We start from the raw sequence: 15,631 nt of genomic DNA on the forward strand, positions 1-15,631 counted from the left end.
GAATGCTGTGCCTCATAGAACCGGGCAATTGCGATGCTCTATGACTTTGGCAACGAGTTCGCGGCGCGCATAAGGGCATAAACCAGCAGAGCAGACACAATCGCCACGATTGCGGAAACAGTGAGTGCTGCTGAAAAGCCCGTCGAGTATCCCTTCATGGCGATCATCATCGCTGCATCGCGTGCGGAAGGCGCAATTCCAGAAAGCGCAGCTGGTAAATCGCCCGCTACAATCGCCTCTGCAAAAGCGGGTGTGCAAGTCGGGTCCGCACAATTAATCTGAATAAGCGCACTCCGTACCACACTTGCAAGTATACCGCTCAACACTGCAAACCCTAAGAGAATTCCAGAGAAACGGGATGTGGTGCTGATGCCCGATGCCATACCAGCTCTTTCTCTGGGAACCACCGACATAATTGCTTTTTGCGTTTCACCATTGAGAAGACCGCCTCCGCTGCCAAGAACCAGCATGCCGCACATCACAGTGGACCACGCGCCATCTCTGGCACCCCAGGCAGTCAATAAGCTTCCCATACCCACAATCAGAAGACCAAGTGCAAGAATTTCTCTGGAACCAAATCGCTTGCTGAGAAGACGGCCGACATTGGGGAAAATCAGCATTGCAATGGCGAATGGAAACATAGCAAAGCCTGCTTGCAAAGCTGTTCGCCCAAGACCGTTCTGAAGAAACAATGGCAGCATGGAAGCCATGACCTGAGCGCAGGCCGCATAGGCAAACATTGCCCACACTCCGCCGACAAAGCGGGGATTACGAAACAGGCTCAGGTCGAGCATCGGGCGACTTTGGACAGTCTCTGCAATCACAAAAATAACGAGCGCCACGCCACCCGCTGCAAATCCGCTCAGTGCAACGAAAGATAGCCACCCATGAGCCTGCCCATTGATCAACCCCCACGTAATTCCAAACATCGCGGCAGAAAATGAAGCGAAGCCAAAGGGATCCAGCCGTCGTGCATTCACGTCTCGCGATTCTTCAATCAGTCGCAATGCGGCGAGTGCGAGAGCGATACATATTGGAACATTGATGTAGAAGGCCCATCGCCATCCCAAAGCATAAGCGATTACTCCGCCCAGAATTGGTGACAGGACCATCGTGAGGCCCATGATTGCGCCCCACATGGCCCACGCGCGATTACGCTCCTCTTCCTGGTGGAAAGTATGCCCGATAATGGCAAGTGCGGGCGCAAGCATAAAGGCCGCGCTCACGCCCTGAGCTGCACGCGCCAGATAAAGCGCTGCTGCTGAGGGGGCAGCGCCACATAACCAGGAGGACAACGCAAATGCTCCGATGCCGATCAGAAAGACCGCGCGGCGGCCGAAGCGATCGGCAATTGCTCCTGCAGGCAGAAGCAAGGACGCAAAACACAACACATAGGTACTGATGACCCATTCAACTTCGGCGAAAGACGCACCGAAATCACGCGCTATTGTTGGTAAAACCACAGCAACGACGTTCGTATCCAGCACCGTCATGGCGCAACCGATAGAGGCGGTCAAAAGCGTGAGGGACGTATTGGCTTTCCGACGAGCAACTGCGATGTCCAAGGTCATTTTATCAACGCGGCAATGCCGGCCTTCGCTATCTGCTCATCGTGGTCCGGTGTATCTGCCGAGACACCGATTGCGCCCACAACTGTGCCATTAACTGTAATAGGTACGCCGCCTCGCATCATGACAAAGCCCTGCGCTGTCACCGCTGCTGGCCGCGGGCCATTGATTGCATCTTCCAGCGCCCCGCTTTCACGTCGAAAAAGAGCAGCTGTCCGAGCTTTGCCGGGAGCCAGATCAACACCTGCGAGAACAGAGGCATTATCCATCCGTTCCATAACGATCGGAAGTCCTTCAGCATCGACCACAGCAATCACGCATGGCCAGCCATTCTCAGACGCCTTTGCCTGTGCAGCGGTTAGAACAGTTCGTGCTGCCTCCAGCGTCAGATAAGGCTTGGTGGGAAGGTCCAGTGCTAAGGCTGGTGTGACGCTGATACTCATAAGGACGGCTAAAGCGATACGTGATGACATTGGGCGACTCCTTCTAAAATTATGGCGTCACCTAAGCTGATTTCATAATTTGTTTCATTCTTGCTATTCTTGCTATTTATTAGGTAAAAACTAATTATTGAAGGAACTTGAAATGGAGCTACGGCACTTTCGTTATTTCATTACCGTGGCTGAAGAATTGCATTTTGCTCGTGCAGCTGAGCGTTTGAACATCGCTGCGCCGACCCTGACCGTCCAGATCCAGGAAATCGAACGCGTTCTTTCTGTACGTTTATTCACACGGACCAAGCGCTCAGTCATGCTGACATCGGCGGGCAAGGTTTTTCTCGATGAAGCCCGTCTCGTTCTGGACCAGTATGCAAAGGCAGAAAGTGCCGGACGGCGGGCCGGACGGGGTGAAATAGGACGGATCGAGATAGGTTACGTCGGGTCTGCTGCCTATGCTGGTGTCCTGCAAGAACAAATCTCTCAGTTCACGAATCAATGGCCGGGCGTCAACATTCGCGCGCGCGAATATCCTATGGAGGACTTGCCAAAATTAATCGAAGAAGGGCAGCTCGATCTGGGCTTTGTGCGACTGCCAATGGTTTATCCCTCTTCACTCCGATCACATATACTTCTCAGAGACGTATTCTGTATTGCCTTTTGTTCAGGTCATCCCAAAGCAACGCACAGTGTACCGTTGCCCCCCCGTGAACTCGCGGGATTAAAATTTGTAATGCCCGAACAAGAGTTTGGCACCTATGAAGTCGCTCGCCGTGGCCGCTTTCCATTAGATGTAGTGGCAAAGCCCGGCAGCCTTCTTTCTGTCCTCACACAGGTTTCACTCGGCGCAGGTGTGTCAGTCATTCCGAGTTCTGTAAGAAACGTTGTCAGACTTCCCAATATTGAGTTCCGTTCTATTGCCGGAAAGCCAATTACATCTGAGATCGCTGTTCTGTTTCGGGCAGACGAAAGCGCACCATCGGCGCGAAATTTCATTCAACAAATAGTAAAAAGCCCGATCTCAATGTTGGGTGGCGAAGGTCAACCGCAGATGAGCTTACATGCCACGAGAACACAAGATTTTGAGGGTAAAGCATAGAATTTTATGGCCATTCAATCGATAAACGCTTTAGGCTAAGTTTGTTTGAAGAGCGTTTGTCTGTGAAACATCGAGAGGCGTTGAATGACTGCAGAAACCAAGTCAGTGCGTATCATACGGACAGTTATTGAAACACTTCGCCCGCAATTCAACGTCGAGCTTTGGGATGGTACGCGAATTGGAAACTTCGAAGGTGCCTCGCTCGTAATCAATGATCCGACGATCGTTCGACAACTTATACTCAAACCAAATTATGATTCATTGATCGATATCTGGGTATCTGGCCGCGTCGATATTAAAAATGGTACAATTTTCGATCTGGCAAACGCAAAAATCGACGGCAAACTCAAGGAAAGACTTAAAGAACTGCCGAAATGGCAGTTATTGAAGGATCTTCCGGCACTTGTTTTCGCGGGCAAGTCTGCAGCGCGGGCTGCGGTCGACGGCAAAGCCCCTTTCGTTAGCGGATCGAACAAAGAAGCAATCACGCATCATTACGATGTGTCGAACGAATTCTATAAGCTGTTTCTCGATGAGCGCATGGTCTATACATGCGGCTATTTCACAGACTGGGCAAATGACATTGATCAGGCGCAGAAAGACAAGCTTGAACTGATTTGCCGAAAGCTCCGGCTTCAACCGGGAGATCGTCTCCTTGATATTGGCTGTGGCTGGGGAGCATTGCTGATCTATGCTGCGCAGAACTTTGGCGTCACCGGCACGGGTGTTTCCCTGTCCGAAGCGCAGACAGCGCTTGCGCGCGAGCGGATCAGGGCGGCGGGCCTTGAAGATAAAATCACAATCCACATTAAATCTTATGCTGAGCTGGACGGCCAGTTTGACAAGATATCGTCGGTGGGAATGTTCGAGCACGTAGGCATCGAAAATTACGATGGTTATTTCACTGCAGTGAACCGGCTTTTGCGTCCCGGCGGTCTTTATATGCATCACGCGATCACCCGTCGCATGAAGAAAAGCAAGAAAGCCTTTAATCGTAAAAGTGCTGAACATCTCGCGCTGGTGAAGTATATTTTCCCAGGCGGGGAATTGGATCATCTCGGCATGACCGTTGAAAATCTCGAAGGACACGGCTTTGAGGTTCATGATGTGGAGAACCTGCGCGAACATTATGGCCGGACGTGCCGTTTATGGTGTGAGCGGCTCTATGCAAATTTCGACAAGGCCATCGAGGAAATTGGCTATCCAAAGGCACGCCTTTGGGTGCTTTATCTGGCGGGCTGTGCATTGGCGTTTGAACGAGGGACAGTTCAAATCAATCAGACCCTGGCCTCCAAACGTAGGCGCGGGATCTCAGCAGTGCCGCAAACGCGCACCGATATTTACACCGACTTCGGCAAGCACTGAAAACAAAAAAATGCCTCTTTGAACGATCCTATCTAGGGGCAAGAAATTAGCGCGCCGATCCAATTGAAAAAGATCGGCGCGCTACTCATTTGCCTGAGCGCATCCTGGTTCTAAAACCGTTTAGTTCTGCTGCATCACATTGCGCCAGAGGTCGACGCTGCCTTCGCCTGCATGGGTATCGATTTCCTTGAGCTCTTCTTTGCTGAAACTCAGGTTCTTGAGTGCATCAAGGGAATCATCAAGCTGCTCGACTGTGCGGGCACCGACGAGCGCAGACGTCACACGAGGATCACGCAAGACCCAGGCAATCGCCATCTGAGCCAATGACTGACCACGCTTCTTTGCAATCGCATCAAGCGCGCGAACGCGTGCAAGGTTATCGTCACTGAGCAATCGCTCGTTGAAAGATCCGCCTCGGGAAACACGTGCGTCTTTTGGTACGTTGCCAAGATATTTCGAGGTCAGAAGCCCCTGCGCCAGTGGTGAGAACGCAATACAACCCGTGCCTAACGCATCCAGCGTTCCAAGAAGTTCTTCCTCAATCCAGCGATTGAGCATCGAATAGGATGGCTGATGGATCAATAGCGGGATGCCTTCGGCCCGCAAGAGAGCTTCAGTTTCCCGAGTGCGTTCCGGATTGTAAGAAGAAACACCAATATAAAGCGCTTTGCCCTGACGAACCATCTGGACAAGAGCGCCAACAGTTTCTTCAAGTGGCACGTCGTTGGTTGGGCGATGCGAATAGAAAATATCAACGTAATCGAGCCCCATGCGCTGAAGGCTCTGATCAAGGGAAGCCAGCACATGCTTGCGAGAACCACCCCGACCATAAGGCCCGGACCACATGTCCCAACCGGCTTTCGTCGAAATCACCAGTTCGTCGCGATGATCGCGGAAATCTTTCTTCAGAACGTTGCCGAAGTTCTCTTCTGCCGATCCATATGGAGGGCCATAATTGTTGGCGAGGTCAAAATGCGTAACACCGCGATCAAAAGCCCGGCGAATGATGGCGCGACCTGTTTCAAATACATCAGCACCTCCAAAATTCTGCCACAGACCAAGTGAGATCGGCGGCAACCTTAGACCCGAACGGCCAGTGCGGCGATAGTCGACACCTTCATATCGGTCTGCATTGGGAATATACATGTCGTCTCCATACGAATTCATATGCGCTTGCTTGCCCATCTTCCATCAGCATAAGTACGGGGCGCTGATGGTTGAATCAATCATGGTCAATTCAATGGATCATTTAGTTTATCTCAACGATCAATCGGGCGTAATTCCCGGATTGTTTTGATCAGCATCTGAAGACCATAAGGCAACTGGCGGCGGCTGGAATAATAGAAGGCCAGTGGAGGACCAAGAGAGGCCCATTCGGGCAAAATTATTTGTAACTGTCCCGTTTTCACATATGGTTCAGCCAGTTTTTCCAGACAATACGCAATCCCGGTCCCGGACAGAGCTGCAGCCATAGAGACATCTGTTGAGCCAGAAATCAGCGAGCCAGGAACATCAATCTGTAAACTCTCGTCGCCGCGATCGAACTCCCAATGGAAAATCTGACCACGCCCCGTCCTTATCCTGATGCAGTTGTGGTTCATCAGTTCAGCCGGATGTTTGGGATGCCCGGCGCGCGTCAGATAGGCTGGCGAGGCCACCGCAACCCAATTCAACGGTTCACTGATCGCAACCGCGATCATATCCTCGGGGATAGAGCCAGCATATCTGAGCCCGGCATCAAAACCCTCCGCCGTAACATCAAGAAAGTTGTCATCAGCGGCAATTTCCAGCTCAATGTTTGGATAACGTTCGCGGAAAACGGGCAAGACAGATTGAAGCAACAGCGGAACAGCGTCCTTGAGCACGTTAATGCGCACGCTTCCTGCGATACCGCTGAATTGTCCCTGCAATTCTTCTATGCCGCCGTTGATGATATCAAGACCTGCAGCAACTTTATCTGCCAATACCGCGCCTGCCGCAGTTGGAGCAACACTCCGGCTGGTTCGATTAAGCAATCGCACTCCAAGACGTGCTTCAAGCGCCTTCATTCGATGGCTAAGTGCAGACACGGATAAATCCAGTTGATCAGCAGCTTTTCGGAAACTCCGGTATCTCACAATCAGCAAAAACACAGAGAGATCGGAAAGATCGTTCCTATTTGTGACCATCTGGAAGCACCGCACCTTTCTCTCTTCGGTTGAAGCATTAGACTGGTTTTCTGAAAAAGTCGCATGTCAGGCCCAAAATTCTTCAATGCAGCGTCGGGCACGCGCGTTGGCTTGTCGTCAAATAAGTATTCTAAGACAGTGGAACCGATCACGCCTTTATACCAACGAGGTAATTGGCATATCGGCGTAAAGCGGAAGTTCAGTTGACGCTTTGGAATGGTTGTGTGACTAATCACGAGGGTTTCATGCGGCAATAATATCGAGCTTGAACATGTTCGAATACTGTATTGTTGGGGGAGGAATTGTTGGCCTGGCAACCGCACTGGCAATCACCAGGAGCGAACCAGACGCACGCATTCTCCTCCTCGAAAAAGAGCTCTCGCTTGCTTCTCACCAAACCGGACACAATAGCGGCGTCATCCACGCGGGCATCTATTATCAGCCCGGTAGCCTAAAGGCTGAACTATGTCGGGCCGGGGAACGAGCAACAAAGCAATTTTGCGACACACACGATATCCCGTATCGAACACCGGGTAAGCTGGTCGTGGCAACAAATGATATCGAGTTGCAACGCCTCAATGGGCTTGAGGCAAATGCCGCAGCCAACAAAATAAACTGTCGGATGATCAATCAGTCGGAACTCATCGAAATGGAGCCAGCCGTCACCGGTCTGAAAGCTCTTTTGGTTGAACAAAGTGGTATTGTTGACTATCGGGCTGTTTCCAGTGCAATGGGCGAACTGATTAAAGCGCGCGGCGCAACAATCATTTTGGGCACCGATGTCAGTTTTGTAGAAGAACGCAGCGAATGCATACGTGTTCATACCAACAAAGGTGTCTGGGAAAGCCGATACATCGTTGCCTGTGCCGGACTTCAGTCCGATCGCCTCGCGCAACGCTCTGGTTTGGAAATCGACTTTCAAATCGTACCGTTTCGGGGCGAATATTATGCACTCAAACCGGAGCTGAATAATTTAGTCGAACGAATGATTTATCCGGTGCCTGATCCGTCAATGCCGTTTCTTGGAATCCATCTCACTCCAATGATGGATGGGAGCCTGACCGTAGGACCAAACGCCGTCCTCGGACTTTCGCGGGAAGGCTATGCAAAATTTTCTGCCAGTTTAAATGACATCATGACTTACACGCGCTTCCCCGGATTTTGGAAAGTCATCTCGCAAAATCTGCGGTCCGGCATTGAGGAAGTAAAGGATAGCGTCTTTAAATCAAGCTATCTCGATAAATGTCGAAAATATTGCCCCACACTTCAAGCAAACGACTTGCTTCCTTACAGAGCTGGCATAAGAGCGCAGGCGGTTTCCAATTCAGGCCACCTCATTCACGACTTCAAATTTTTGCAAACAAAACGCAGCTTGCATGTGTGCAATGCGCCTTCGCCAGCCGCCACATCAGCCATCCCCATTGGAGAACTGATTTTTAAGCGACTAAAGACTGCGTAGCCCGTCACGATCATTCGTGTTTCATCAAAGCCCGACCACATGGTAAAGCTCTTGCTCGATCTCAGTGATCTTAAAAGATTTTGATCTTTGGCGCGTAAAATGCTTCCGCATATGCTTCAGGGGCGCGACATTCCATCCCACGCAAACGCGCAATTCCGCGAAAAGTTTCCTGATCAAACCAGTCTTTGGATCGTTGAGTGCCGAAGTTTTTTATCAGTAGTTCAATCTTCTTTTCCAGTACCACTGCTGACAATGCAACATAAGCATTTGGTCGCCCCAGATCGCCGTCCCATTTGGGAATTTCATACTCCAGAATTAATTGGTCACGGAAAATATTCCATGTGAGTTCCCGAACCATACGGTGATCCTGATGGGCATCCCCCTGGCTATGCGTAAAAACAAGATCCGGCTGGTTTGTGTTGCGCAGCCCTATCAGCCATTCTTTGATGGCCCTGCTTTGAGCAGGAAAATAACTGTCCTCAAAATCCTTTAAGTGAATTCTGCTTCTTTGCACTCCAACAAGAAAATCACGCGCCGAAGCTTCCGCTTCTGCACGCCGATCTCCTCCTCCCGACAAAACGCACCAATCTACCTCCAGAGGGACTCCCATCCCGATCAGACTTAGAAGCGTTCCTCCACATCCAATTTCGATATCGTCTGAATGCGCGCCCAGACAGAGCAGTCTGAGCGGCCTGCCAAGTTGCGTCAGGGAACTCAGATCAATCATAGTGCAATCGCGATGTTGGCTGCACTAATTTCTGTCTTGTGCTTTTTCCAGGGCATATCCCCCTTCTCGACCATATCCTCGAGAGTCTGCCAATCTCGTAGCGTGTCCATCGAACGCCAGAAACCCTCATATTTATAGGCCATAAGCTGATTATCGGCGATCAGGCGGCTGAATGGTTCCAACACAAGCTCCTCACCCTCGCGCATGTAATCGAATATCTCATTGCGGAAAAGGAAATAACCGCCATTTATCCAGATATCAGAGGTGTTGGAGGTTCTGAAAGCGCGGACATCGCCACCTTCTGCAATGTCGGCAAGATGGTATGTCAACGGCGGACGGACAGCCAGAAAACATGCCAGTTTACCGCTCTTGCGAAAACGATCGGTCATATCGTCGAGGTCGACATCACTGAGACCGTCGCTGTAGTTTGCGAGGAACATATCCTCACCTTCGACATGTGAACGTGCACTCCACAATCTTTCACCGATGTTGCGCCAGATACCCGTGTCGAGCAAAGTCACGCTCCAGTCGCGATCGACCTCTTCAAGCAAGCGAACATTGCGTCCACCATCGGAAACTACACAATCCGCAAATGTTTGCGGCCGTATGTTAAGGAAAAAGTCTTTGACCACATTTGCCTTGTATCCGAGGCACAAAACGAAGTCGTTATGGCCGTAATCGGAATAGTACTCCATGACATGATGGAGGATCGGCTGGTGACCAAGCGGGATCATCGGCTTGGGAACATTCTCTGAATATTCCCTTATTCGAGTGCCAAGGCCACCGCAGAAAAGAACGACCTTCATAATCTAGCGCTCCTCTGTGAGTAATGCTGGATCGATCAGTGTGACATGCGGGATAGGTATGATGAACTTTCCACCCCATTCGACCACATGCTGCATCTGACGAATAATCTCATCCTTGAAGTTCCAGGGCAGGATCAGAATATAATCAGGCTTATAGCTATCAATCATCGAGGTATCATAAATCGGAATATGCATACCGGGAGTGAAACGACCGTGTTTGTACGGGTTGCGATCAACTGTGAAATCCAGAAAATCAGTTCCTATTCCACAGTAGTTAAGGAGCGTATTGCCCTTCCCAGGCGCGCCGTAACCACAGATACGTTTACCCGCATTTTTTGCAGCGATCAGAAACGACAGCAGATCCCGTTTTGTACGACGTGTTTTTTCCGAGAATTGTTCATACGTGGAAATTTCATTGAGACCGAATGTCTGTTCGCGTTTCAAAAGCGCTGCAACGCGTGGCCCGGCCTTTCGTTTGCTGGCATTGTGCGCGAGATAAACACGGAGCGAACCGCCATGCGTCGACACCTCTTCAACGTCAATCACCTTGAGATGATGACGATGAGCCATATAGCGGATCGTCAGAAGTGAAAAATACGAGAAGTGTTCGTGATAAATTGTATCGAACTGGTTTTGCTCGATCAGATTGGCGAGATGTGGAAACTCAAGAGTAATAACACCTTCAGGTTTTAGCAGAAGTTGCATACCCCGAACAAAATCATTGAGGTCCGGCACCTGTGCCAGAACATTATTTCCGATGATCAGATCAGCCTTTCCGCCTTCCGCAACCATTTGCGCAGCAAGGGTCGAGCCAAAGAAGTCGATACGGGTGGGCACGCCTTTGGAGATCGCTGTTTTGGCTACATTGGCAGCGGGTTCAATTCCCAGAATTGGAATACCCTTGGGTAGGAAATGCTGAAGTAAATAGCCGTCGTTACTTGCAATCTCAACAACGAAGCTATTTCCGTTGAGACCCAGCTTTTCAGTAATTTCATCACAATAGATCCGAGCGTGATTGACCCAGCTTGTAGCATAGGAAGAAAAATAAGCATACTCGGTGAAAATATCGGCAGGGCTGAAATATTCTTTTAGCTGAACCAAATAACAATGGTCGCACACAAAAGCATATAGCGGATAATACGGCTCCATGTGATCAAGTTGTTCCACAGTGAGAAAACTCTCACACGGCGGAGACATGCCCAGATCTACAAATGTGTGTTTGAGAAGTGTCCCGCACAAGCGGCAACCTGCCTGCTCTCGAGCCATGCCTGCACTCCGTGATATGCCCGGCGTTTGGATGGTCATAGATATACCTCGCCCTGCTCGGTCCCTTACGGGTATGTGGGTTTGAATTCCGTTCAATGCCGGACGATCAAAATTACTAAGTTTGCCCGGTTTTTCCGAGACTGTAATGAGGAGCGAGCCATACATACGATTGGCCGCCCCCACCATCCGTCGATTGATCCCCGACAATCCCCCTAACCTCGCCCAATGTCGATGAAGGGGTACATGGCTACGCCTTTTAGGTAGCTGGACCTTGATCTTAGGGCCGGTCCGCTGCCCCGAAAACAATACTATTCCCAAAGCACGGAACTGTCAGAATGGCCATATGCAGTGATCTGAGGCGAACAATGCGATTTACCCCGCTTAATATAGACGGTGCATGGTCCGTTGAACCAGATAAGCTCGAAGATGAGCGGGGTTGGTTCGCGCGCGTCTATTGTGAGAACGCATTTGCCGAACGGGAAATGGAAACGGATTTCCCACAACACAGCCTCTCTTTTTCTCGGGAAAAAGGAACTTTACGCGGGCTGCATTATCAAAATGAACCACACTCCGAGACCAAGCTTGTGACATGTTTAAAAGGCGTAATCTGGGATGTTCTTGTCGATCTGCGACCGAATTCGCCTACCTATCGACGCTGGACTGGATTGGAGTTATCGTCGGAAAATGGCGTACAGCTCTACATTCCTAAAGGCTGTGCACATGGCTTTCAAACGCTCACGGACGATGTGTTGCTTCGCTATATGATATCTCGTCCCTACGCACCTGATTTCGCAACAGGATTACGACATGATGACCCTGCCCTCGGGATTCCATGGCCCGACACGCCAAGTGTCATGTCGGAAAAAGACAGAAACTGGCCCCTCCTCTAACCGCTGAATTTTGGTTCAGACACTCTGAACTTAAAGTGCCGTCAATAGACCGGCACCACGAAGCCGTTCTGCGGCATCTGCTAATTGTGCGAATGGCAACCCGGCACGCTCAGCCATATCGAGGAGCGAATGATCGCCGTCGGCCAGATTGAGCACCCATAACATAGTCATCGCATTCTTAGCCGCATTTCGATCCCCTCCGGTATTACCGTAAAGGCCTCGACGGCCAAGTTGCGGCTCCCCCTTTGGCGACAAATTAATCGGCGTCCAGTTACGCTCTGCAATCTCAATCGCTTGAATGATAAGATTATAAGACTGCTCCAGATATTCAGGTTTGATGAAATCAAGATTGTCAGCGGAAGTATGATATTCAGGAAACTCCCCATAAAGACTGCGCTGAAACAAACCAACCGGCAGATTGAAGCCCGGAGAACAAAACTGACGCTCGTCATATCCATATGGCCAGAAATCATGCAGCTTCGCCTCAGGAAGTCCGGAACTTTCCAGAACTTGCGTCATAATGCGATCGATTTCCGAATTGCCACGACGGCTACACTTATAGTTGGGGCCACCGCCGTCGCCAACACACGACAATACGATGCCATGCTTCACAAGGCCCAGATTCTCTTCGTTCTGTTTGAGCCAGGCGAGAGCCCCGAAAGTCGCAGGACCGAACAAAAGCCGGTATGTGAAACGTGTCTTTCGCGACTTCAATGCTTCACCCAAGCGGGTAAGCAGCGCTATTCCTGAGCAGTTATCGTTGGCAAGGGAAGGGTGACAAAGATGAGTTGAAAGCAAGAAGGTTTCTTCTGTTTCACCTTGGTGGATGAATTCACCAAAAACGAGAGAACCGTCGCGCCGTTCTGCATCAATCACCACCTCATAGGTCAGCTCCTTCATCTGCATAAACGCATTATGCGTCATGCAGAAACCCCAGGCTTCCGTATGATAACAGGTGCGGTAGGGAATTAAATCGGGCTGATCAGGCAGTGTGTGTATGTGTTCTTTTAGTTCGTTGAGCGTAAACTTCTTGCGCACCGGCGTACTGAAATTGACGACGTGCAGATTGTGCTTTGCAAAGTCTACAACGCGCCGACCGGCAGAATCCATAATGTAAGCGTCCCGGATCAGCCACTCCTGCGGTGCCTGCCAATCGAAAAGTTGCGTACCCGTCTGGATTCTATGAATTTTCAACGGCAAATGCTCACCGACGATGGCGAGCGTTTCGCGCACGCCATCACCAGTGAGACTACGGCAAATTGGGAAGAGCCGCGAAGCGAGCTCGTAAATGCTCCTTCCAGAGGAAGAATGCACCTGGGAATCTTCAATCTGCGGGCTGCCTAACCTGTTGTCCATTATGCAGTTGCCAGAAGCGGTTGTGGCTGTTCATCTAGCCGACGCAGATTGGCATCCAGCACACCTTGGGCAATTAGCTTGCGAATATGGGCAATACGCTGAAACCGCGGCCCCTCGAATTCCTCCAGTGTCAATGAAGACCGACTATACGCAGCCAGAAGCTCCTGTGCCCCTGCGACCGCATCCCATTGCGGCTTGGCCTCCGGCAAAACGCGCGCCAGTTTTTCAAAACTAACCCGATAAGAACGCGTGTCGGGGCCTGCATCATCTGCATACTCGATCCGGCAATCAGGAACATTGTCTGCAACAATGCCGGCAATATCGCGGATACGGTAATTATGCTCGGTCGAACCCACATTGAAAGATTCATTGAAGACCTTTTCACGCGGTGCTTCCATTGCCGCATTAAACGCACGCGAGATATCGCGAATATGAACAATCGGTCGCCAAGGTGTACCGTCGGATTTAAGGTAGATAAGCCCCTTGGTAACTGCCCAGGCAACCAGATTGTTCAGCACAATGTCGAAACGCAGGAATGGCGAAACGCCGTAGGCAGTCGCCGGTCGCAGATATACCGGGCAAAAGCTGGAATCTGCCAATGCTCGTATCTCTTGCTCGGCCCTGACTTTGGAGCGTCCGTAAGCAGTGACGGGTTTAAGCTCTCCGGTTTCATCAATTAAATCCGCGTCACTGATGCCGTAATTGCTGCACGATGATGCAAATAAGAATCTGGCAACACCGGCTGATTTTGCCGCTTTCGCCATAGCCACACTGGCATGATGGTTGATCTCATAGGTAAGCTCTTCATTGAGATTGCCAAGCGGATCATTGGACAGTGCCGCCAGATGAATAACAGCGTCGAAACCCTCCAGATCGCGTGGAGACACATCGCGCACATCCTTACGGATCGTCGGCACATTCATAACCGTGCCACCTTCTTCGAAAAGACAATGCTGATATAGGCCGACATCATAGCCTGAAACATCATGTCCCGAATTGATCAGTGTCGGCACCATCACTGATCCGATATAGCCCTGATGCCCTGTAACAAGTACCTTCATGTCCGGTTCCTCAGCTGAACGATGGATTCAAGGTAACGGGCCTCATCGGAAGCGACGAGTTAAACGAAGGCATGTTTGCTTCGGACAAGCGGTGAATTAAGACGCGAAAGGTAGTGGAGACTACCTCTTTTGAATGATCTGCAACTGTTCAGGACCGCCGATCAATAAAATCCAGTCGCTGTTATTTACATTTTTTCGGTCTTCCGGTGCCGGAAAAATGCCAAACTCATTGTCAAATTCTGGGCCGAATTCTGGTGCCTTTGACGGTAGAAATTTACCAGATGCAGGATCAACCCATAAAGCGATCTGACCATTGCCAATAACACTTCGTTTCACCTTAAAGCCGTCAGCATCACCATAGATGACAATCAGACTGTGATCCGGCAAAGCTGCCGCATAGCTTTGAGCAACGCCGGAAATCTCATTCTCTCGATCTGGCTTCAGTTGTGCCCAAGGTATCTTATCAAAAAAAGCATTCATGACTGACATAGACTGCGCTCCCGGACTGGCCAGTGCTTCTTGCCAGCTTTGATCCGAGGTGAAGACGCCCGGGCCTGAAAAATGCCAGATGGGGTTGTTTCCAAAAAACTGCCCGGCTGCACCACCTAAAAGCGCACCATATGCATTCCTCCGTATCATACGTGCAGTCGTCTCACGCTCATACTCATAAGCCCCTTCAAGAAGGATTATGGGCATTCCGCCTGATTTGCTGCGATCCAGGATCGTTTTGTGAACGTCGTTATATGTATAGACCGTGTCGATCGCAAACCAAGGCTGATCTTTCCAGATCTCATTCGTGTTTGTATCGCGTCCCGAATGAACAGTCTGCAGCGCCTGGGGAGAAATTGCTGCAATTCCTTCTGCAAGCTTTGACACCAATGCTCGATCCGGCGCATCAAAATCACCGCCCAACACCCAAACAATGTTGGAGAATTTCGAGAACCGTTGCGCGATGGCTTTGCCATAGACTTCCATTTTGTCAGGGCCCGCAGCTTGTGCTTTAGCGAACCAACCCTGATCGCCACCGTTTACTCCAAGATATGCAGGAGCAAGAAAGACCACCAGCCCAAGCTTTTGGGCCTGTTCAATTGTCCAGGCAGCATGATCAAAGTATTTAGGGTTAAGCGCGCCAAAGGCCTCCCGTACGAAAGGTTGCTCACCATAGGCATTCCTTGGCGGATTGCTTGAAAACTGATGCTCAATCAGATTGACCAGAATGGCATTAAAGCCGCGCTTGCTGCGATCAGCCAGATAAGTTTCGACATCGCCTCGTTTCAGCTCCGCAATCAATGACCATGCCGTGTCGCCCTGCAACAAAAACGGCCGACCTTGAGCATCTTCAAAAATACGATGATCCTGGCTTACTCTGATCGGAAACGCATTTTCGGCTCGAACCACTCCTGTCAGAAGCAGCAGAAAACCCAAGATT

Annotated in this window: 14 protein-coding genes; 4 read left to right on the forward strand and 10 right to left on the reverse strand. The window is 50.4% G+C overall.

What is annotated here, in order from left to right; all coding sequences use genetic code 11:
- Positions 1-38 precede the first annotated feature (38 nt).
- Together ACSME1_RS19495 and ACSME1_RS19500 are read right to left on the reverse strand one after the other, a co-directional pair.
- Complete coding sequence (locus tag ACSME1_RS19495; RefSeq protein ID WP_435655649.1) at positions 39-1,571, reverse strand: MFS transporter; 1,533 nt, start codon at positions 1,569-1,571, stop codon at positions 39-41.
- Positions 1,568-2,041 (reverse strand): GlcG/HbpS family heme-binding protein, encoded by a 474-nt coding sequence (locus ACSME1_RS19500; RefSeq protein ID WP_435655650.1) that lies wholly within the window; start codon positions 2,039-2,041, stop codon positions 1,568-1,570. Before ACSME1_RS19500 ends, ACSME1_RS19495 begins: the two co-directional genes overlap by 4 nt.
- Positions 2,042-2,138: 97 nt before the next feature.
- On the opposite strand from ACSME1_RS19500, the gene ACSME1_RS19505 reads away from it, so the two are divergent.
- Together ACSME1_RS19505 and ACSME1_RS19510 are read left to right on the forward strand one after the other, a co-directional pair.
- Positions 2,139-3,104: a LysR family transcriptional regulator gene (locus tag ACSME1_RS19505; RefSeq protein ID WP_435655651.1), complete on the forward strand. Its 966-nt coding sequence runs from the start codon at positions 2,139-2,141 to the stop codon at positions 3,102-3,104.
- An 84-nt stretch (positions 3,105-3,188) separates the two neighbouring features.
- Positions 3,189-4,469: an SAM-dependent methyltransferase gene (locus ACSME1_RS19510; protein WP_024896709.1), complete on the forward strand. Its 1,281-nt coding sequence runs from the start codon at positions 3,189-3,191 to the stop codon at positions 4,467-4,469.
- A 120-nt stretch (positions 4,470-4,589) separates the two neighbouring features.
- Here ACSME1_RS19510 and mgrA read toward each other — a convergent pair whose 3' ends face one another.
- Positions 4,590-5,615 carry an L-glyceraldehyde 3-phosphate reductase gene (gene mgrA, locus ACSME1_RS19515; RefSeq protein ID WP_435655652.1) on the reverse strand — a complete coding sequence of 342 codons (1,026 nt, stop codon included), beginning with the start codon at positions 5,613-5,615 and terminating at the stop codon, positions 4,590-4,592.
- A gap of 113 nt (positions 5,616-5,728) precedes the next feature.
- A complete protein-coding gene (locus ACSME1_RS19520; protein ID WP_024896707.1) occupies positions 5,729-6,637 on the reverse strand; it encodes a LysR substrate-binding domain-containing protein in 909 nt (302 codons plus the stop codon).
- A 271-nt stretch (positions 6,638-6,908) separates the two neighbouring features.
- On the opposite strand from ACSME1_RS19520, the gene lhgO reads away from it, so the two are divergent.
- Positions 6,909-8,096 carry an L-2-hydroxyglutarate oxidase gene (lhgO, locus tag ACSME1_RS19525; RefSeq protein ID WP_435655784.1) on the forward strand — a complete coding sequence of 396 codons (1,188 nt, stop codon included), beginning with the start codon at positions 6,909-6,911 and terminating at the stop codon, positions 8,094-8,096.
- A 70-nt stretch (positions 8,097-8,166) separates the two neighbouring features.
- On the opposite strand, the gene ACSME1_RS19530 is transcribed toward lhgO, so the two are convergent.
- The 3 genes from ACSME1_RS19530 to ACSME1_RS19540 are packed head-to-tail and all read right to left on the reverse strand — an operon-like array spanning position 8,167 to position 10,934.
- Positions 8,167-8,823: a PIG-L deacetylase family protein gene (locus tag ACSME1_RS19530; RefSeq protein WP_435655653.1), complete on the reverse strand. Its 657-nt coding sequence runs from the start codon at positions 8,821-8,823 to the stop codon at positions 8,167-8,169.
- Positions 8,820-9,629, reverse strand: a complete 810-nt coding sequence (locus ACSME1_RS19535) for a sugar phosphate nucleotidyltransferase (protein WP_435655654.1) — start codon at positions 9,627-9,629, stop codon at positions 8,820-8,822. Before ACSME1_RS19535 ends, ACSME1_RS19530 begins: the two co-directional genes overlap by 4 nt.
- A gap of 3 nt (positions 9,630-9,632) precedes the next feature.
- Positions 9,633-10,934: a class I SAM-dependent methyltransferase gene (locus tag ACSME1_RS19540; RefSeq protein ID WP_100557799.1), complete on the reverse strand. Its 1,302-nt coding sequence runs from the start codon at positions 10,932-10,934 to the stop codon at positions 9,633-9,635.
- Positions 10,935-11,260: 326 nt separating this feature from the next.
- On the opposite strand from ACSME1_RS19540, the gene rfbC reads away from it, so the two are divergent.
- Positions 11,261-11,785 (forward strand): dTDP-4-dehydrorhamnose 3,5-epimerase, encoded by a 525-nt coding sequence (gene rfbC, locus ACSME1_RS19545; RefSeq protein WP_424576646.1) that lies wholly within the window; start codon positions 11,261-11,263, stop codon positions 11,783-11,785.
- A gap of 30 nt (positions 11,786-11,815) precedes the next feature.
- Here rfbC and ACSME1_RS19550 read toward each other — a convergent pair whose 3' ends face one another.
- The 3 genes from ACSME1_RS19550 to ACSME1_RS19560 all read right to left on the reverse strand — a co-directional run bounded on the left by ACSME1_RS19550 (position 11,816) and on the right by ACSME1_RS19560 (position 15,627).
- Positions 11,816-13,141 carry a DUF4910 domain-containing protein gene (locus ACSME1_RS19550; protein ID WP_435655655.1) on the reverse strand — a complete coding sequence of 442 codons (1,326 nt, stop codon included), beginning with the start codon at positions 13,139-13,141 and terminating at the stop codon, positions 11,816-11,818.
- A complete protein-coding gene (locus ACSME1_RS19555; RefSeq protein ID WP_100557796.1) occupies positions 13,141-14,202 on the reverse strand; it encodes an NAD-dependent epimerase/dehydratase family protein in 1,062 nt (353 codons plus the stop codon). Before ACSME1_RS19555 ends, ACSME1_RS19550 begins: the two co-directional genes overlap by 1 nt.
- Before the next feature lie 120 nt (positions 14,203-14,322).
- The gene (locus tag ACSME1_RS19560; protein ID WP_435655656.1) at positions 14,323-15,627 is read right to left on the reverse strand and encodes a DUF4038 domain-containing protein; all 1,305 of its coding nucleotides are present in this window, start codon (positions 15,625-15,627) and stop codon (positions 14,323-14,325) included.
- Positions 15,628-15,631: the final 4 nt, after the last annotated feature.

It is taken from the genome of Brucella pituitosa, from assembly GCF_965577835.1.
GTDB lineage: Bacteria > Pseudomonadota > Alphaproteobacteria > Rhizobiales > Rhizobiaceae > Brucella > Brucella pituitosa.